At 66.9% G+C, this 18,362-nt stretch carries 17 protein-coding genes and 1 pseudogene; 8 read left to right on the forward strand and 10 right to left on the reverse strand.

What is annotated here, in order from left to right; all coding sequences use genetic code 11:
* Positions 1–210 (reverse strand): annotated as a pseudogene (locus IE243_RS16290) (hypothetical protein); the annotation flags it as partial.
* 607 nt (positions 211–817) lie between these two features.
* On the opposite strand from IE243_RS16290, the gene IE243_RS16295 reads away from it, so the two are divergent.
* On the forward strand, positions 818–1,615 hold the full coding sequence (locus IE243_RS16295; protein WP_191320459.1) for a glycosyltransferase family 2 protein: 798 nt from the start codon (positions 818–820) through the stop codon (positions 1,613–1,615).
* Complete coding sequence (locus IE243_RS16300) at positions 1,612–2,406, forward strand: SDR family oxidoreductase (RefSeq protein ID WP_244643226.1); 795 nt, start codon at positions 1,612–1,614, stop codon at positions 2,404–2,406. Before IE243_RS16295 ends, IE243_RS16300 begins: the two co-directional genes overlap by 4 nt.
* Positions 2,407–2,413: 7 nt before the next feature.
* Here the strand turns inward: IE243_RS16300 and pgeF are convergent, their stop codons facing one another.
* The 3 genes from pgeF to lgt are packed head-to-tail and all read right to left on the reverse strand — an operon-like array spanning position 2,414 to position 5,279.
* On the reverse strand, positions 2,414–3,214 hold the full coding sequence (gene pgeF, locus IE243_RS16305) for a peptidoglycan editing factor PgeF (RefSeq protein WP_191320460.1): 801 nt from the start codon (positions 3,212–3,214) through the stop codon (positions 2,414–2,416).
* Positions 3,211–4,386, reverse strand: coding sequence for a class I SAM-dependent methyltransferase (locus IE243_RS16310; RefSeq protein WP_244643227.1), 1,176 nt, complete (start codon positions 4,384–4,386; stop codon positions 3,211–3,213). The genes pgeF and IE243_RS16310 overlap by 4 nt, the downstream gene beginning before the upstream one ends.
* A complete protein-coding gene (lgt, locus tag IE243_RS16315; RefSeq protein WP_191320461.1) occupies positions 4,383–5,279 on the reverse strand; it encodes a prolipoprotein diacylglyceryl transferase in 897 nt (298 codons plus the stop codon). Before lgt ends, IE243_RS16310 begins: the two co-directional genes overlap by 4 nt.
* Before the next feature lie 312 nt (positions 5,280–5,591).
* On the opposite strand from lgt, the gene IE243_RS16320 reads away from it, so the two are divergent.
* From IE243_RS16320 to IE243_RS16340, 5 genes are all read left to right on the forward strand, one after another.
* A complete protein-coding gene (locus IE243_RS16320; RefSeq protein WP_191320511.1) occupies positions 5,592–5,891 on the forward strand; it encodes an accessory factor UbiK family protein in 300 nt (99 codons plus the stop codon).
* Positions 5,892–6,383: 492 nt separating this feature from the next.
* Positions 6,384–6,887 (forward strand): type III secretion system chaperone family protein, encoded by a 504-nt coding sequence (locus IE243_RS16325; RefSeq protein ID WP_132006052.1) that lies wholly within the window; start codon positions 6,384–6,386, stop codon positions 6,885–6,887.
* 388 nt (positions 6,888–7,275) lie between these two features.
* On the forward strand, positions 7,276–8,097 hold the full coding sequence (gene proC / locus IE243_RS16330; RefSeq protein WP_191320462.1) for a pyrroline-5-carboxylate reductase: 822 nt from the start codon (positions 7,276–7,278) through the stop codon (positions 8,095–8,097).
* A gap of 160 nt (positions 8,098–8,257) precedes the next feature.
* Positions 8,258–9,031: a TetR/AcrR family transcriptional regulator gene (locus tag IE243_RS16335; RefSeq protein ID WP_191320463.1), complete on the forward strand. Its 774-nt coding sequence runs from the start codon at positions 8,258–8,260 to the stop codon at positions 9,029–9,031.
* Positions 9,032–9,119: 88 nt separating this feature from the next.
* Positions 9,120–9,485 carry a tRNA-binding protein gene (locus tag IE243_RS16340; RefSeq protein ID WP_191320464.1) on the forward strand — a complete coding sequence of 122 codons (366 nt, stop codon included), beginning with the start codon at positions 9,120–9,122 and terminating at the stop codon, positions 9,483–9,485.
* 64 nt (positions 9,486–9,549) lie between these two features.
* Here the strand turns inward: IE243_RS16340 and IE243_RS16345 are convergent, their stop codons facing one another.
* The 4 genes from IE243_RS16345 to IE243_RS16360 form a co-directional block, all read right to left on the reverse strand.
* The gene (locus IE243_RS16345) at positions 9,550–10,359 is read right to left on the reverse strand and encodes a GNAT family N-acetyltransferase (RefSeq protein ID WP_191320465.1); all 810 of its coding nucleotides are present in this window, start codon (positions 10,357–10,359) and stop codon (positions 9,550–9,552) included.
* Positions 10,360–10,535: 176 nt separating this feature from the next.
* The gene (locus IE243_RS16350) at positions 10,536–12,161 is read right to left on the reverse strand and encodes an ATP-binding protein (RefSeq protein WP_244643228.1); all 1,626 of its coding nucleotides are present in this window, start codon (positions 12,159–12,161) and stop codon (positions 10,536–10,538) included.
* A gap of 1 nt (position 12,162) precedes the next feature.
* A complete protein-coding gene (locus IE243_RS16355; protein ID WP_191320466.1) occupies positions 12,163–12,888 on the reverse strand; it encodes a response regulator in 726 nt (241 codons plus the stop codon).
* Complete coding sequence (locus IE243_RS16360) at positions 12,888–13,409, reverse strand: MarR family winged helix-turn-helix transcriptional regulator (RefSeq protein ID WP_191320467.1); 522 nt, start codon at positions 13,407–13,409, stop codon at positions 12,888–12,890. Before IE243_RS16360 ends, IE243_RS16355 begins: the two co-directional genes overlap by 1 nt.
* Before the next feature lie 282 nt (positions 13,410–13,691).
* On the opposite strand from IE243_RS16360, the gene IE243_RS16365 reads away from it, so the two are divergent.
* The gene (locus tag IE243_RS16365) at positions 13,692–14,579 is read left to right on the forward strand and encodes a branched-chain amino acid aminotransferase (protein WP_191320468.1); all 888 of its coding nucleotides are present in this window, start codon (positions 13,692–13,694) and stop codon (positions 14,577–14,579) included.
* A 347-nt stretch (positions 14,580–14,926) separates the two neighbouring features.
* Here IE243_RS16365 and pgsA read toward each other — a convergent pair whose 3' ends face one another.
* Both pgsA and uvrC read right to left on the reverse strand, forming a co-directional pair.
* Positions 14,927–15,550 carry a CDP-diacylglycerol--glycerol-3-phosphate 3-phosphatidyltransferase gene (pgsA, locus tag IE243_RS16370; protein WP_191320469.1) on the reverse strand — a complete coding sequence of 208 codons (624 nt, stop codon included), beginning with the start codon at positions 15,548–15,550 and terminating at the stop codon, positions 14,927–14,929.
* A gap of 231 nt (positions 15,551–15,781) precedes the next feature.
* Positions 15,782–18,070 (reverse strand): excinuclease ABC subunit UvrC, encoded by a 2,289-nt coding sequence (uvrC, locus tag IE243_RS16375; RefSeq protein ID WP_210319883.1) that lies wholly within the window; start codon positions 18,068–18,070, stop codon positions 15,782–15,784.
* Positions 18,071–18,362 lie beyond the last annotated feature (292 nt).

The following is an 18,362-nucleotide window of genomic DNA, read 5'->3' on the forward strand; positions in this document are numbered from 1 at the left end:
AGCGCCATACACGTAGTTGCTGTTGTTGTTGTTGGTATTCCAGGCGTAGCCAGCGTTCACGCCGACGTAGAAGCCGGTCCAGGTGAACACGGGAGCCACGACGACCGGGGCAACCGGAGCGTACTTACGCGAAGGCAGGTCAGCAGCGAAAGCGGAACCGGCGGCCAGCATGGTGGCGGCGGCAACGCCAGCAAGAAGAATCTTTTTCATCACTCACTCCGTGTCTTTGCTTGCGATGGGACTTACGCCGCTCACCGCGAGTTATAGGCTCCTACACTGATCGCCGCTTCGCTGTCTGTAACACTCCAGCAACAGCGCCGACCGGTATTGAGGCAAGATCGTGACGCGACCATCTCCGGGGAGATTCGAGGTTGCGCCGAAATGCTCAAGGCAACGCGCTCTTGCCCGGTTGCCGACGCCCTCATATCGCCATCACCGTGGAGATATGAGGGCGTCGTTGACGTCAACCTGGACAACTGCGTCGTAACCCGTCGCCTGTGGCAACAGTCATACCCAAAATGCGGCCAAAGTGGAGCGAAACGTAGCGCGTTGGCTAAGGAGATATTAATCAGGTGTCTTTTGCTTGCAAATCAATCGCTTATGTTTGCCCCAACCCATGGGCGACTTCACGATTTCATCGTATCGCGCGCCGCATTCCAGGCTCAGGTCAAATACCGGCGACTTTTTTGCAACACTTTTTAGCCCCCCGGAAACCACCCCGCGCGGATGACCAACGCAGCCTGCCGGCGCCGGACCTGCGCTTGCGAAATTCGCCAGCTCCGTGGCACTAGCAGCGCGACCGCCAGGCAGGACAGTGATGACGCCGGAACAGACTCACATTTCCGTGTTTGTAATAGCCTTGAACGAAGCTGATCGCATCGGCCCCACGCTGGACGCCGCCCGCAAGGTCACGGACGATCTGATCGTCATTGATTCGGGCTCGACCGATGGCACCCAGGAGGTGGCGCGCAGCCATGGGGCGCGGGTGATCCATAACGACTGGCCGGGCTATGGCGAGCAAAAGCGTTTTGGCGAGGATCAGTGCCAGCATGACTGGGTGCTGAATCTCGACGCTGATGAAGTGATGCCGGAGGGGCTCATCAACGAAATCAACGCGCTCTTCGCCCGTGGGACGCCGCAGTTCGACGCCTGGCGCATTCCCATCGCCGAAATGTTCCCGGGTGAGAAGGCGCCGCATCCGCTGGGCTTCTCACTGGCGCCCGTACGGCTGTACCGGCGTAGCGTGGGCCGCTATTCCCCCTCCCCCGTGCACGACCGGGTCGATTTGCCGGAGGGAACGCGCACCGGAAAGCTGCGCGGGGTGATTCACCATTATTCCGTGCGCTCGATCGGCGACCAGATAGCTAAGCTCAACCGCTACACCGACATGCTGGCGGCCGATCTGGATGCGCGGGGCGCCCACGTATCGACCTGGCGGTTGCTGGCGGAATTTCCTGCGAACTTCCTCAAGGCCTACATTGGCCGGCGGCACGCCTTGCGCGGGGTCTATGGCTTCATGACCGCCATGAATTTCGCGTTCTACCGTTATCTGCGGGTGGCGAAACATGTTGAGCGGCGCCTGGTGGACAAGGCGCGCAAGGAGGGCAGGCTTTGACAGGGCAGGCTTTGACCGGGCAGGCCCGGGCCCGTGAAGGCGCGAAGGCGGCGCTGGTGACCGGCGGCGCCAAGCGTATCGGCGCGGCGATTTCCATGGCGCTGGCCCGGCAGGGATACGCCATCGCCATCCACTGCAACCGATCCGAACAGGAGGCCGCCGACCTGGCCGCCCACATCCGCGCCGACGGCGGCAAGGCGGCGGTCGTACGGGCGGACCTGGAAAACGCCGTGGACACCGGGCGGCTCGTCAATGAAACAGTGGCGGCCATCGGACCGCTGACGCTGCTGGTCAACAGCGCCTCCCTGTTCGAGGCGGACGATATCCACGATCTCGACATCGCCCTGTGGGAGCGGCAGTTCGCCGTCAACCTGCGGGCGCCAGCGATTCTGGCCAGCGCCTTCGCCCAGGCGCTGCCGCCAGGCAGCCAGGGCGCGATCATCAATATTCTCGACCAGCGCGTCTGGAAGCCGACGCCGCGGAATTTCTCCTACACGCTGACCAAATCAGCGCTCTACACCGCGACGCGCACCATGGCCCAGGCGCTGGCTCCGGCTATCCGCGTCAATGCGGTGGGTCCCGGGCCAATTCTTGCCAGCGAGCGGCAATCGCCGGACGATTTTGCCTGCCAGATCGCCGCCCTGCCGCTGGCGCGCCAGATCAGCCCCGATGAAATCGCCGACGCGGTGCTGTGGCTGGCGCAGGCGCGAAGCGTCACCGGCCAGATGATCGCGGTGGATGGCGGCCAGCATCTGGCCTGGCGCACCCCGGACGCGCTGGTGTGCGAATAGGGTCCGCTCAGGCCAGCGCGATCGCTGAAATCAGCCGGCCGTAGTCGGCCTCGCCCCGATGGGTGGCGCGGCGGTAGCTGAAGAAGCGCGCCTCATCGCCATAGGTGCACAGCCCGAGATCATGAAAAGCGCCGACGCCGGCCTGCGACAGCCGCGCGCCGATATAGGCCGGCAAATTGAACATGGCGTGGCCGTCGCGGGTTGACGGCCGGAAGAAACGGGCGTTGCCGGCGTCGGTTGCGGTGAAATTGCCGATGAATTCCGGCCCGACCTCGTAGGCCGCCTGGCTGATCGTCGGCCCCAGCACGGCGGTGACGCGGGCGCGCTCCGCGCCCAACGCCTCCATGGCCGCGAGGGTCGCTTCAAGCACGCCGGAAAACGCACCCTTCCACCCGGCGTGGGCGGCGCCCACCACACGGTTGTGCGCGTCGGCGAACAGCACCGGGCCACAATCGGCGGTGGCGATGGCCAGCCCGAGGCCTGGCGTGGCGCTAACCATGGCGTCGGCGCGCGGACGCTGGTCCGGCGCGGCGGGCCACGGCTCCGTCGCCGTCACCACATCGGCGGAATGGATCTGGTAAAGGCTGAGCAGATGCTCCGGCGCAACGCCCAGTTCGCCAGCCATGCGCTCTCGATTCCCCGTGACGGCGCGGGGATCATCAGCGGAGCCGAGGCCGCCGTTGAGCGATGCATAGAGCCCCTGTGACAGGCCGCCCTCGCGGGTAAAAAAGCCATGGCGGACGCCGGACGTCGCCGCGAGTTCCCGCGCCGTTATTTTCTCTGCGCTGTCTCGCGCTGTGCTCGTCATGGTCGCCTCAGGGTTCGCACCAGGGATGGTTGCGGCATATGGGGCGCCTCGCGGCGCGGCGCCAGTCCCGGCAGCGGGCCAAGTTGCGAGGCCGCCACCGCCATCACCTTGAACAGCGCGCCCATGCCGCCGGCGTCGCTGGACGTGAGGCGGCGCAAGCCATCGTCGATGGCGCGGCGCTGTGGCTCACGGGCGTTGCGTTTGAGATGCTCGGCGCGGGAATTGGCGCCCAGCGCCCGGAGGAACGAGCCCTGTTCCACCGGTCCGTCCACCACGACGCCGCGCGACAGCGCCGTGCGCGCCAGCGCGGCGAAGTCCACATGGGCGGTCAGATCGGCCTCGCCTGGCATGGCGAGCGGATGCACATACTGATGGCGACGCACCGCCTGCAGGGTGTCGCCCACGGCGCTGGCCACATGGCCGTAGTCGATGATCAGGGCGGCCCCGCCGAAGCGGCGCAGCCGGTCAGCCAGGCCGGCAAGCAGATTGAGACCAGCGACGGCGAGTTCCATCACCGCGCCCTCCTCGCCAGCCAGCGTCTCCAGCGACGGCTCGGTTTCAGGATCAAGACCGAACGCCAGGCCGCCGTCCGGGGCCAGCCCCACCACGCGTTCGCGCCAGCCGTCCGGCGCGCGGACATACTGGCGCACCGGCAGGGCGTCGAAAAATTCATTGGCGATGAGGATCATCGGCCCCTCGGGCACGTCCTCGACGCGATCACGCCACGCCACGGGGATCGATGACAGCTCGCCCTCGGCCGACAGCGCCTGGCGCTGCAACTGGCGCAGCACCGGGCTGGTCTCGATAAGGTTCAGGCGCACGGCGTTGCGGAACGACGGCGCCACGCGGGCGGCGCGCAACGCGTCGGCCATCAGCGCGCCGCGCCCTGGCCCAAGCTCGACGAAATTGATCTCGCGCGGACTGCCCATCATGCGCCAGACCTCGGCCGACCACAGGCCGATCAGCTCGCCGAAAATCTGCGAGATATCCGGAGCGGTGATGAAGTCGCCGTCCGTGCCGAAAGGATTGCGCGTGGTGTAGTAGCCCAGCGTGGGATGGCCGAGGCACAGGCCCATATAGCGCTCGACGGGCATTGGCCCTTCGAGGGCGATGGCGCGCACGATGTCGCGCCCCAGAGCAGTGGCGGGCGGACCGCCTGGCCGGGCGGTCACGTCGCTCCCCCGGTTTTCTGCTGCGCCGCGTCGGCCCGCGCCGGGCCCGCCGGACGGGTGCGCCCGGAGAGCGCCAGCCAGAGCAGAAGGACGCCGGCAATGAACACGGGAATGCACAACAGCATGCCCATGGTCAGGCCGCCCTCGAGGAAGTTGACGCTGCGCCCGAGCAGGAACCCCAGTTGCGGATCGGGCTCGCGGAAGAACTCACAGACCGTGCGGGCGATGGCGTAACCGATGGCGAAGACGCCGCTGACGACGCCTGGACGGCGGAAGCCGGCGAGGCGCACGGCGATCGACACGGCGACAAACAGCAGCAGCCCCTCGCCGACCGCTTCATAAAGCTGGCTGGGATGGCGCGGCAACGGGCCGCCATAGGGGAACACCATGGCCCACGGGACGTCCGGCGCCGGCCGGCCCCACAGTTCGCCGTTGATGAAATTGGCGATGCGGCCGAGAAACAGGCCGATGGGCGCCACGGCGCTGGCGACATCGCACATGGCGAGGGCCGGGAGTTTGCGCTGGCGCGCCAGCAGGCACACGCCCAACAGCGCGCCGGCAAGGCCGCCGTGGAACGACATCCCGCCCTTCCACACCGCGAAGATCGACAACGGATCAGCCAGATATTCGTGAAAATTGTAGAAGAGCACGTAGCCAATACGGCCGCCCAGCACCACGCCCAGGGCCACATAGACCAGCATGTCGTCGAGATCGGCGCGGGTCGGCCGGCGCACGTCGCCCCACAGGCCTGGCGCGGCGATCAGCCGGCGGGCGTAAAGCCAGCCGCCGACCAGCCCGACGATATAGGCCAGCGCATACCAGCGCACCGACAGCGGACCGATGGAGAAGATAACCGGATCGATGACCGGAAACGGTATGGCCAGGACAGGCATGGGCGGACCAGCACTCACGGATCAGGAACAGGGGCGCAAAAACACGCGCGAAAACAGCCCGATCCAGGGCTGACGGACGCGCGCGCCGCCACTGTGCCCGTGCGCGCCGTCAGGTCAAGCGTTGCGGTCAGGGATTGAAAGCGATCGGGCGCGAGGGAACCCGGCCCGTGCCTCGACCGCAAGGCCCGCCGGATGACGGCGCCTGACTGGCTGGCGGCGCATGATCGCCCTGGCTGGCGGCGACTGGTTGATGTGATCGCCGACGCCGACTATCTAATCGGGACACCCAGGGCCCGCGCCGGAGGAACGACCATGCCGATTGGTTCGAACAGGCTGTTTGATGAACTGTCCCGTCTGGCGACCGACGCCATGGGCGCGGCCGAGGGCGTGCGTCGCGAGGCCGGCGCCGTGGCGCGCGGCCAGATCGATCGCCTGACCCAGACGCTTGATCTGGTGTCGCGCGAGGAATTCGAGGCGGTGCGCGACATGGCGATCGCCGCCCGCGAGGAGAACGACCGGCTTGCCGCCCGCATCGCCGCCCTGGAGGCGCAACTGGGCGAAGCGCGTCCGGTAGCCCCGGCGGCTGACGCGACCGACGCGCCAACCGACTGAGCGCGGCCGGCAGGACGGCGGCTTTCCACTGATTCCATTTGGGAACTGGCCGTTTCGCGCCCGGAGCGGCGCGGGATGGCGGGCGCGCATGCGGCGTGATCGCGACCGCGCGTCCGTTCATGTGGACAACTGACCGCCCCAAGGTTCGCCTTGCCGCAAACACCGCCTGGTTTGTGGACAGCCCGGGTGGGGCGGTTGTGGGGGCGACGGGAATCCCTGACTGTTTGGGCGTTGTTCGCAGGAACAGCCCTGCGCGATATAGTGAAAATACAGGTGATTCGTCCGCTTCGGCCCTCGGGGCGGAGGCAATTCCGGAAATGGGGCTGTGGCCGCCGCTGCCGGAGCTGTTGTGCGGACGGCGCCTGTCCTGGCGAATACTCCGGCTCACCCGGCGTTTCACCGGCTGCCGGACGGTTTCTTACGCGTCGCTGTGTTTGCGCGGGCGGTCGCCTGCGCGGGACACTCCCTGACCTCCAGGCCGAGGGCCCCGGCATGACCTACACCGATTTCGACGTTATCAGCCGCACCGAGCATCCGCTCGACGTGCTGGAGCGGCTCGCCGCCAGTCAGGACTGGGCGTTCGACCGTGATGACGATGACGAGTTGTCCGTCACAGTGGGCGGCAGCTGGGCCGAGTACCACGTCGCCTTCACCTGGGTGCCGGAAGTCGAGGCGCTGCATATCGCCTGCGGCTTCGATCTGAAGGTGCCCGAACGGCGCCGCAATGAAATCATGACCCTTGTCTCGCTGATCAACGAACAGCTCTGGCTGGGGCACTTCGACCTGTGGGCCTCGGAAAGCGTGGTGATGTACCGGCACGGGCTGCTGCTGGCCGGCGGCGCCGAGCCAACCCAGGGCCAGTGCGAGGTGTTGATGACGACCGCGCTGGAAGCCTGCGAGCGCTATTACCAGGCCTTCCAGTTCGTGCTGTGGGCTGGCAAACCGGCGCGCGAGGCGCTCGACGCCGTGCTGTTCGAAACCCAGGGCGAAGCCTGAGTTTCGCGGCGCTGGTTTGAAGTTGAGCAGGGAAAAGCCCACCCTGATGCCCGGGTTTTCCCCTTTGCCCGCCGCCCCTCCTGTCTGGCCCCCGGAAAGCAACCGCTTCGATCATGAGACGCGGCCGCGACGGGATGGAAGGCGTCGATGCCTGCGACCATGATATTGGAAGACGGGAATGGGGATGGAATAACGGTGACCGCCCCGCCGGCTCTCGCCGCTTATCTGCTGGTGACGGCCCGCCTGGTTCCGCCCGGTTCGATCGGGACGGCGCCCGTCCGGTCGGCCAGCGTCATTGGGGACTCGCCATTCAGCCGGCGGCGCTTTTGCTCTAGACGGGGAATGATCCGTTTTCGCCACGGACGTTCAGGCAGCAACGAGGCATATCATGGAGCAGTTTCCCGCGTCCCTCATTCTCGCAGGCGCCGGCCGCATGGGCGGCGCCATGCTGGAGGGCTGGCTTGAGGGCGGGCTTGCTCCGGCCAGCATCCAGGTCATCGAGCCGCATCCCTCTGAAGCGCTGACCACCCTGGCGCAGCGGACCGGCTTCCAGCTCAACCCGCCCGTCGCCAGCCTGCGCCCGGCGCGGGCGCTGGTGCTGGGAATCAAACCACAGATGCTGGCCGAGGCCGCCCCCGCGCTCGCCCCGCTGGCCGGACCAGAAAGCCTTGTGCTGTCGATCCTCGCCGGCAAGACCCTGGCCAATCTGGCGGCGGCGTTTCCGCAGGCTGGCGGAATTGTGCGGGTCATGCCGAACCTGCCGGCCTCGATCCGGCGCGGCGTCAGCGTCGCCGTCGCCAATGCAGGCATTGATGCGCCCCGACGGGCCGAGGCCGACGCGCTGCTGCGCGCCGCCGGCGATGTGGAATGGGTTGCCGACGAGAGCCTGATCGACGCGGTCACGGCGGTTTCCGGCTCCGGGCCGGCCTATGTGTTCCATCTGGCGGAGGCCATGGCGCAGGCTGGCGTCGCCGCCGGCCTGCCGCGCGATCTGGCTGAACGACTGGCGCGCAAGACGGTGATTGGCTCCGGCGACCTGATGCGGGCGTCCGATGCATCTGCTTCGGCCCTGCGTGAAGCCGTCACCTCGCCCGGCGGCACCACATTCGCCGCCCTGCAGGTGTTGATGCGCGACGGCGACGGCATGCCAGCGCTGCTGACGGAAGCCATCGCGGCCGCCGCCAACCGCTCCCGCGAACTCTCCGGCTGAGGCCGCCGCCATATTGCCGGCGCCGGCATGCGGTTGACTGGCTGCCTGCCGATGTCGGCCCGCGGGCGTTTGCTCGCAGACGTTTGTTTGCGGACGTTTGGACGTTTGCTTGTGAGGCAATGGTTCCAACGCCGGCTTACGCCCAGAAAGGAACCGCGCCATGTCCGCCACTGACGCCAACGCCAATCACAATGGCGGTCGCCCGGAGCGGCCGGCGCGCGAGCGCATTGTCGAAGCCCTGCTGGCCCTGGCCGCGGAGCGCGAAGCTGAAGGCGCCAACGCCTGGTCCAGCATCAGCATCGCGGATATCTCGGAGCGGGCCGGGGTCAGTCTCGCGGAGTTCCTTACCGTTTTTCCTTCGAAGGGCGCCGTGCTTGGCGGCTTCGCCCGCATGATCGACATGAAGGTGCTGGCCAGTCACGCCGTCCGCGATGACGACATGGGCGGCGAGCCGGCGCGCGAACGGCTGTTCGACATCGTCATGATGCGTCTCGACCACATGGCGCCGTATCGCGCCGGGCTGCGGGCGATTTACGCTGGCGTGCGGCGCGAGCCGCTGACCATCGCCGCGCTCAACAAGGCGGCGCAGAACTCCTGGCGCTTCATGCTGACAGCCGCCGGCATCAACGTCGAAGGCCCAATGGGCGCGCTCCGGGTGCAGGGCGCCGCCCTGCTGTTCGCCCGCACTGTGGAAACCTGGCTGCATGACGATGACCCGGGCCAGGCCAAAACCCTGGCGCGTCTCGATCGTGAGCTGGATCGCGGCGGTCGCGCGCTGGCCCTCGCCAACGACGCCTGGCGACTGACGTCGCCGCTGCGCCGGCTGGCCTGCGCCGTGCTGGACCGGAGCGGCGGGACGCGGACGTCCGGACGCGCCAGCCCGGCCGCGGACGCCGGCGATGCGGCCCCTGAGTCGCGGGGGGCGGCGGGCTGAGCGGCGGGTAGACGCCGCGTCGCTTCAGCAGTCCACATTGCGGCGAAATGCTCTATAGTCCGCGGCCTTTGCAGCGGACTGACGTGAGATGAGCCAAACAAAATCCGGCCCGGCGGGCGACTTTATTTCAATAGATGACTTTCTGAAGGTGGACGTGCGCGTCGGCACGGTGGTCGAGGCGGCGCCATTTCCCGAAGCGCGCAAGCCGGCGATCCGGCTGGTGATCGACTTCGGCGGCGAGATCGGCCGCAAGAAATCCTCGGCGCAGATTACCGTCAACTATCAGCCGGAAGCGTTGATCGGCCGCCAGGTATTGGCGGTGGTCAATTTTCCGCCGCGCCAGATCGGGCCGATGATGAGCGAGGTTCTGACCCTCGGCGTGCCTGACGCCAGCGGTCAGGTGATGCTGATCAGCCCGGACCGCGCCGTTCCTGATGGCGGCGCGCTGTACTGAGGCGCTGGCGCTGGTCGCGGATGCCCGGCCTGTAGCCCGAATGCGGGCTGCGGGCTTTGGCGAATCAATTGCCAGTGGCGGACCGGCGCATCCAGACCCGTGTCAGCGTGACCGGACGGAACCCCAGGCGGGCATAGAGGCGTTTGGGCGCTGCGTCGGCAAAGGCCCCCAGGAAAACGACGTCGCAGCCCGCGGCGATCAACTGGTCCGTGAAAACCGCGACCAGACCGGTTGCAAGGCCCTGGCGACGCGCTGACGGCAGGGTAAACAGGTCCTCGATCATGCCGACGCCGCCCGGCGCAACCGCGCAGGAACCATACGCGACCGGCGCGCCATTCTGCAGAACAAGATGGAAGCGTTGCGCGCTGGCTTTGGCCCGCCAGGCGGCCACCATGGCTTCTCCAATCTGCGCCTCGCCAATCTGCGGAGACGCGCCGGAACCGCCTGTGGGCGTGCTTCCGGCGTGATTGACAATAACGAGGCGCTGCAAGGCGCGCCAATCCGCATCGTCGACAACCGGGCGCAACGCGATCCTGGCGCCGCGATCTGTGAGACCGCCCTGCAAGACCATCTGGATCGTGACAGACTGCTCCTCAAAGTCTTCAAACGCGAGGCGCGCAACGAAGGCGTCCGGCGTGAAGCAGTCAGTATGAACGACGCGCCAGCGCGCCTGACCGAACTGACGGTCCATCGCCGCGAACACCGCGTCGGCGCCCGATTCCGTCGCCGCTGTCACCTCATCGACGTGGTTTGCATCCCACAGATCCGGAAGCGCCGGATTGACCACCAGGCGACACTCCGGTCCCGTCACCAGCGCATGGCCCAGCCGGCGCTGCCAGCGATAAGCCTGCACAATCCTGCGCTGCAGTTCCATGGCCATGCTCTCAACCCCCTGCCCGGATGGTCGCCCGCTCCAGCCATGGCCAGCCGCGCCCGATGTCAGTAACTGGGAAAAGGGCGCGGTATGGCAAGGCGATATCGCAAAGCCATGAGCCATCCGGAGAAAAAGCGGCAGATTCTCCACCAGACAGCGAAGAGGATTTCGTCGCCTTACACCGGCACGCGCACCAGCGCGCGCAGGCCGCCAAGGGGGCTGTCCTGCAGCACCACGTCGCCGCCGTGCGAACGGGCGATGTCGCGGGCGATGGCGAGGCCGAGGCCGGACCCGCCCTCGTCCTGATTGCGGGCCTCGTCGAGGCGCACGAACGGTTTGAACACTTCCTCACGCTGCTCAGGCGGCACGCCAGGGCCATCGTCGTCCACCGTCACCACCAGCCAGCGGGCGTCGCGCGCGGCGCCCAGGGCGACATTGTCGCCATGGCGGGCGGCGTTGGACGCCAGATTGACCACCAGACGGCGGAACGCGTCCTCCCGCACCTTGACGCGCAGGTCGCCGGATGTGGCCAGCGAGACATTATGGCCAACGCGCTCCAGATCGAGCTGCACGTCCTCAAGCAGATCGCCGATGTCGGTTTCGTCGGCCTTTTCCTCAGCGTCGCCACGGGCGAACGCCAGATACGCCTCCAGCATGCGCGACATCTCGTCGACGTCGCGGTGCAGGTCGGCGACCTCCGGGTCATCTTCCGGCATCATCGCCAGCGACAGCTTGAAGCGGGTCAGAATGGTGCGCAGATCATGGCTGACGCCGTTGAGCATGGTGGTGCGCTGTTCCATGGCGCGCTCGATGCGGCGTTTCATCTCCAGAAAGGCGACGCCGGCGCGGCGCACCTCGGCGGCGCCGCGCGGCCGGAAATTGGGCTCGCGGCCCTTGCCGAAATCCTCGGCGGCGTCGGCGAGGCGCAGCACCGGGCGGATCTGGTTGCGCAGGAACAGGATGGCGACGATCATCAGCACCAGCGCCGTGCCGAACATCCACATCAGGAAAATGTGCGAGTTCGAGGCATAGGCGAGGCTGCGCCGCGCCAGGATGCGCATCACCGTGCGGTCGAGCTGGACGCGGATCTCGATCAGATTCGACTTGCCGACCGTGTCGATCCAGAACGGCCGCGCCACCTGCTTGCGGATCTCCTCCGACAGCACCCCGTCGAGAATGGAGAAAAACGGCTTGGGTTGCGGGGGCGGCAGGCGCTCGTCGGGCAGAAAGTCGATGTCCATGCCAAGCCGGTCGGCGGCGATGCGCGACAGGGTCGTGGCGTCGGCGTCCTGCGGGTAGCTCTCGTAGATGTCGATCAGCGCCGAGATGTCGGCGGAAACCGCGGCGGACATGCGCCGCGTCACGGTCTGGTAATGCCGTTCAAGAAAGACGTAGGCGATGACCGACTGCAGCAGCAGCATTGGGGCGATGATGATGATGAGCGAGCGGGCGTAGAGCCCCTTTGGCATTCTCGAGCCAAGCCAGCGCGCGCTGCGCCGCCAGATGCGCGCCGGGGTCGCCAGGGCGGCGCCGGCCCGCTCCAGCGCGGCGCTGACGCCTGGCGGCGTCTGATGCAGGGCGCGGCGCCCCGCGGCGGCTGCGACGCGGCCCAAAGCATGGGCGCCCTGCCCCGCCATTCGCCCGGCGCCCAGGGCAGCCTTGCCCAGCATCACGCAGGCGCCACGCAGGCGCGCCTCCAGCCGTTGCAAGCCAGCGCCAGGCTTTCGCGGACCTCCGCCAGGCCCTTCCACGACCGGATCGCGTACGCCCGAACCGCCCGCTCCCGGATCGCCCGCCCTCATGTCACCCATCCACGAGCAACCGGTAGCCGACGCCGCGCACGGTCTGCAGCCAGGCCGGGTTGGCCGGATCATTCTCGATCTTGCGGCGCAGGCGATTGATCTGCACGTCCACCGTCCGCTCGTTGGCGACGCTTCCTGGCCCGCCCTGTCCCGAAATGGTTTCGCGCGGAACATTGTCGCCGTTATGGCTGGCGAGAATGGTGAGGATTTCCCGCTCGCGATCGGTGAGCCGCACCTGCTCCTCGCCGCGCCGCAGTTCGCCGCGATCGAGCCGGTAGGTGAACGGGCCAAAGCTCACCTGCTCCGGCGCGCCGGCCTGGCCGTTGCTGGCGGTGCGGCGCAGGATGGCGCCTATGCGCAGCAGCAGTTCGCGCGGCTCGAACGGCTTGCCGAGATAATCGTCGACGCCGATCTCGAGGCCGCGAATCCGGTCCTGTGGATCGCCCCGCGCCGTCAGCATCAAAATCGGGGTGTTGAGACTGCGGCGCAGGCGGGCGGCGAAATCGAAGCCGCTCTCGCCTGGCATCATCACGTCCAGCACCATGACGTCGAACTGGATCTGGGTCAGTCTGGAGCTGGCTTCGGCAGCGTCGGCGGCGACGGTCACCCGATAGCCGTTATCGCCGAGAAACCGGGCCAGCAGATCGCGCAGTCGGCGATCATCATCGACCACCAGAACATGGGGAGCATCGTCTCCCAGCGGCGCACGCGGTCTTGCCGCAGCCATCAGCGCTTCTCCCGCGTCACGGCGCGTCGCCCCTCCGGCGCCGGCCAGTCCACCATCGCCTCCAGGAAGTCCACCACGTGGATGCGGGCGCCTGGGGCGCATCCGTCAAGCGCGCGATTGATGCGCGCGCTTTGCAGCACCGCCAGTTCATGCACCAGCGCTGCTCCCGCATCGGTAACGTACAGCAGACGCTGGCGGCGGTCAGCCTCTCCCTCGCGCTGGGCGACGTAGTCCTTCTCCAGCAGCTCTTTCAGGACACGGTTGAGGGATTGCTTGGTGATGCGCAGCAGATCGAGCAGGCCGGCGACGGTCATGCCGGGATTGCGGCTGACGAAATGCAGCACCCGGTGATGGGCGCGGCCAAAGCCGTCGGCGGCCAGGCGGCGGTCGGCGTCGCCGACGAAATCACGATAGGCGAAAAACAGCAGTTCAATCAGATCCAGCGCTGGCCGCTGACCCTGGGCGTCAACCACCCCGGCCCGATGATCGTCAGCGCGGCAGTCGGACACATGAACCTCCATTACGTCAGTTCTATTGACATATCCCAATTTGACGACGCACCGTCAAGCGCCAGCAGGGAGCGCTGCGTTTCGGGCAAGCCCGGCCGCCAGGGCGGATTGCGCGGATTTTGCCGGGCCCCACCAGTTGCAAGCAACAGGGAACGGGACTATCGGCCTTTATACGAACGCCCGCCCTGACCGCAGCCGCGGGCTGGCGAGGGCTTGCCAGCATCGCGCCTGGTGGATGACATTAATTCTGAATGCGGCGACACAGCCGCCCGATCGAGACTGGAGGAAGTTGTCATGTCCGCGATTCCCATGGACAGCCGTGAAGGCGTCATCTGGTTTGACGGGCAGCTGGTCCCATGGGCCGACGCCAAAATCCACGTGCTGACCCATGGCCTGCATTACGCCTCCTGCGTGTTTGAGGGCGAGCGGGCCTATGGCGGACAGATCTTCAAGTCGAAGCAGCATTCCGAGCGGCTGAAACAGTCTGGCGAACTGCTCGATTTCACCATTCCTTACGCGGTCGACGACATCTGCGCCGCCAAGAAGCTGGTGATCGAGAAGAACAACCTGCCCGATTCCTACGTCCGCGCCTTCGCCTGGCGGGGTTCGGAAGCCCTGGGCGTCTCCGGTCTCGCCAACAAAATTCACGTGGCGATCGCCGCCTGGGAGTGGCCGAGCTATTTCGCGCCGGAAGAGCGGCTGAAGGGCATCCGCATCACCATGGCGGACTTCCACCGCCCTGATCCGCAGACGATCCCGTCGCGCGCCAAGGCCTCGGGCCTGTACATGATCTGCACCATCTCCAAGCACAAGGCCGAGCGCGCCGGCTACGCCGACGCCCTGATGCTGGACTGGCGTGGCCGCGTCGCCGAATGCACCGGCGCCAACATCTTCTTCACGAAGAACGGCGTGCTGCACACGCCCCTCGCTGACGCCTTCCTGAACGGCATTACCCGGCAGACGGTGATCGAGCTGGCGAAGCGTCGCGGCATCGAGGTCCAAGAACGGATCATCATGCCGGATGAGCTGGGAAGCTTCGAGGAATGCTTCATCACCGGCACCGCCGCCGAAGTGACGCCAGTGGCCGAGATCGCCGACTGGCGCTTCACGCCTGGCGCGATCACCAGGGCGCTGATGGACGACTACACCGCCGAGGTGCAGCCGAAGGCCGCCGCCGCCTGACGCCAGAAACCGGATGAGCCTGACCCGGCGGTTTCTGGTCAGGCCGGGGCGGCGTATGGGCTTTGCAGGTCGCGAAAGCATCCGCATCCTCGCAACCTGGCGTGCGGCTTCACGACGCCATGGCGACACAGAAATGCCCGCGACGGTCGCGGGCATTTCTTGTTGTGTGACTGCGCTTGCGGCGGCTACATCCGGCCTGTGCGGTGTTCGTCGATGACCGGGGCATGTCCGACCGGGCGTGCGACGCCAGGCCGGGCGTCCAGCAGAGCGGTGACCGCAAGCAGGATGAGCGGCGGGCGCCTGTTTGACTGGCGCCGGCTGAATATGGGCTCTTCTGGTTCTGCGATTTATGGCTTGTTGCCGGGCGCGGTTTGCCTGTCCGCCTCGATCAGATGCCGCACGCCGGCGCGCATGTAGTCCCAGCCCGTGTAAAGCGTGAGCAGCGCCGCCGCCCACAGCAACACAATGCCGACGCGGCTTGAATAGGGCAGCACCGCATCGCCGGCCGGGCCAACGATCAGGAACCCCAGCGCCAGCAGTTGCGCGGCGGTCTTCCATTTGGCCACGGTGGAGACCGGCACGCTGACGCGCAGGCTGGCGAGGAACTCGCGCAGCCCCGAGACCAGAATCTCACGCGACAGGATGGTGATCGCCGCCCACAGCGACCAGCTGCGGATATCGCCGCTGGCGGCCAGCATCAGCAGCGTCGCCGACACCAGCACCTTGTCGGCGATCGGGTCAAGCATGCGGCCGATGGCCGACTGCTGGGACCAGGCGCGGGCCAGATAGCCATCGAGATAATCGGTGATCGCCGCCAGGGCGTAGATGCCCAGCGCCAGCCAGCGCATGGTGAATTCATGCGGCCAGAACAGGCAGGCGGCGACAGCCGGCGCCGCCAGCAACCGGGCGTAGGTCAGGATGTTCGGCAGGCTCAGGGCTGTGGAGCGTCTGGTCACGGATATCTGGCTCATACTCTGATATTTCATGGACCAGGGAAGCCGGCCCCGCCTGTCGATGGCTCCGTCGCGCCGGGCGACGGCGTCATGTTCATCTGCAACGCCTGCATTCGAAGCCGAACGCGCAAACGCCGCATCCTGGCCTGACGTGAAACGGCGTCAGACCGGATCATGCGCCGGAGCGCCATTGGTCACGTCAACCATCGGCGCCCCGGCAAGCCTCAGTAGGGCCTGACGATACCCCCATCAACCGGCGCCATCATGAAAAAAAGCGTAAACTGTCCGCGCCGTGGCGGCATTGACTCCTGGCGTGCGCGCCAGATCGTCGAGCGAGGCCGCAGCGACCGCCTTGGCCGTGCCGAAATGCAGCAACAGGGCGCGTTTACGGGCCGGACCAACGCCGGGAATTTCATCGAGCGGGCTGCGCACCAGGTCCTTCTTGCGCCGGGCGCGGTGCGTGCCGATGGCGAAACGGTGCGCCTCATCGCGCATGCGCTGGACAAAATACAGCGCCGGATCGCGCGGCGGCAGGCGGAACGGCGCCCGGCCCTCCATGAAAAACGTCTCACGGCCGGCCTCACGGTCCATGCCCTTGGCGATCGCCACCAGCGCCACGTCGGTCACGCCCAGCTCGGCGAACACCGCCTTCGCCGCCTCATGCTGGCCGCGCCCGCCGTCAACCAGCACCAGATCGGGCCAGGCCGGCACGGCGCTGGCGTCTGCCTCCTCCTCCGCCGCATCCTCCAGCATCGCCCCGATCGCCTGCGGCGCGTCAGCCGGTGGGCCGGCGACCCGCGCCGGATCCGTCGCGCCCGCTTCCTGACGCGGCTCCTCCTTCATCAGGCGCGCGAAACGGCGGCGCAGCATCTCCTTCATCATGCCGTAGTCATCGCCCGGTTTCAGATCTTCCGAGCGCATGTTGAAGGTGCGGTAATGCGTTTTGGCGAAGCCGCCGACGCCAGCGACGATCATGCCGCCGACGGCGTTGGTCCCCATGATGTGCGAGTTGTCGTAAACCTCGATGCGACGCGGCGGACGCGGCAGGCCGAAGGCGGCGGCCAGCGCTTCCATCAACTTCTGTTGCGAGGCGGTTTCGGACAGGCGCCGCGACAGGGCTTCATGCGCGTTGCGGGCGGCGTGATCCGCCAGATCACGCTTCTCGCCGCGACGGGGCGTCGCCAGCTCCACCGCCCGGCCGGTTTTGGCGCTGAGCGCATCCGCGAGCAGGACGCGCTCATCGGGTTCGACGGACGTCAGGATCAGGCGGGGACACGGGCGGTCGTCATAAAACTGGGCGATGAATGATTCCAGCACCTCGCCGGGGCTCATGGAGCGGTCGGCGCGAGGGAAATAGGCGACGTTGCCCCAGTTCTGGCCATTGCGGAAAAAAAACGCCTGGATGCAGAACTGGCCGGCCTGCTCGGCGATGCCGAACACGTCAGCCTCCTCCACCGAACGTGGATTGACCTCCTGGGACGACTGGATCGCCGACAGGGCGGCGAGACGGTCGCGATAGCGCGCCGCCTTCTCGAATTCCAGATTGTCCGACGCCGCCTGCATGTCCTGCGCCATGCGTTCGCGCACCATGGTGCTGCGGCCGGAGAGGAAGGCCCGCGCCTCCGCCACCAGCGCGTCATAGTCCTGTTGCGGAATTTCGTTGGTGCAGGGGCCGGAGCATCGCTTGATCTGGAACAGCAGGCAGGGGCGCGTGCGGTTCTCAAAATAGCTGTCCGAGCATGAGCGCAGCAAAAAGGCGCGCTCCAGCGCGTCAAGGGTGCGGGTCACCGCGCCAGCATTGGCGAACGGCCCGTAGTAATCGCCAGGACGGTTGCGGGCGCCGCGATGCTTCAGAATCTGCGGGGCGCGGTGATCGCGGGTCAGCAGGATGTAAGGGAAGGATTTGTCATCCCGCAGCAGCACGTTGTAGCGCGGCCGCAACTGCTTGATGAGGTTGGCCTCCAGCAGCAGCGCCTCGGTCTCGGTGCGGGTGGTGACAAACTCCATGGTGGCGGTGGCGGCGATCATCCGCGCCGTGCGGGCGCCGCCGTGGCCAACGCCGCGGGTATAGTTGGCGACGCGGTTCTTCAGATTGCGCGCCTTGCCGACGTAGAGCACCTCGCCGTTGGCGTCGATCATCCGGTAGACGCCCGGCGAGCCCGGCAGGGTGCGCCAGAATTTGCGGATGACTTCCGCGCCCGCCGCAAGATTGCCGCCAGACGACATGGCGGAGGCGTCGGCGCCGAAATCCAGCTCAACGCCAGAACCGCCCTCGGCGAATCCGGCGGCTTCATCCCCCCCGGAATCCGCCTCCAGGGCTTCGCCCGGCTGTTCGCCGGCCCCGTCTCCGGCCCCTTGGCCTGACGTTTGGCCCGACTCACCAGGCAGAGGATAGCTGGCATCCGGCGACGCCGCCCCGGAAACGGCTCGCCCAGGCCCGGCCTCCTGCAGGGCCCTGTCGTCTTCCTGGACCCTGTCGTCTTCCTGGGCCTTGCCGTCCTCCTGAAGCCGGTCTTCCTTCTGGGCCCCGTCCGCCATTCGCTCCGCGTCAGGCGGCTGGCCAGCGCTGGCAGACGTAACACTGGAGTTTCTGGGGCGCGAAATCATGCTCCATGATCTAATCGCCTGGCGGCCATTTCGCAAAGGTTACGGAGCGTGGCGCCCTTGCGACAGCCACCGGTCATGACGCGACGACGCCTTCGACGCATGACCAGCGCATAAAAAACCGGGGACTTATCTAACTATCTGATTTTCATATAATTAACAGAAAATTCCTACGCGCGTTTCATGCTCGGACACGCATGCCCCGCCCCCTGCGGGGTGGAGGGCC

Origin of the sequence: Camelimonas fluminis (assembly GCF_014656355.1) — a bacterium.
Taxonomy (GTDB): Bacteria; Pseudomonadota; Alphaproteobacteria; order Rhizobiales; family Beijerinckiaceae; genus Camelimonas; species Camelimonas fluminis.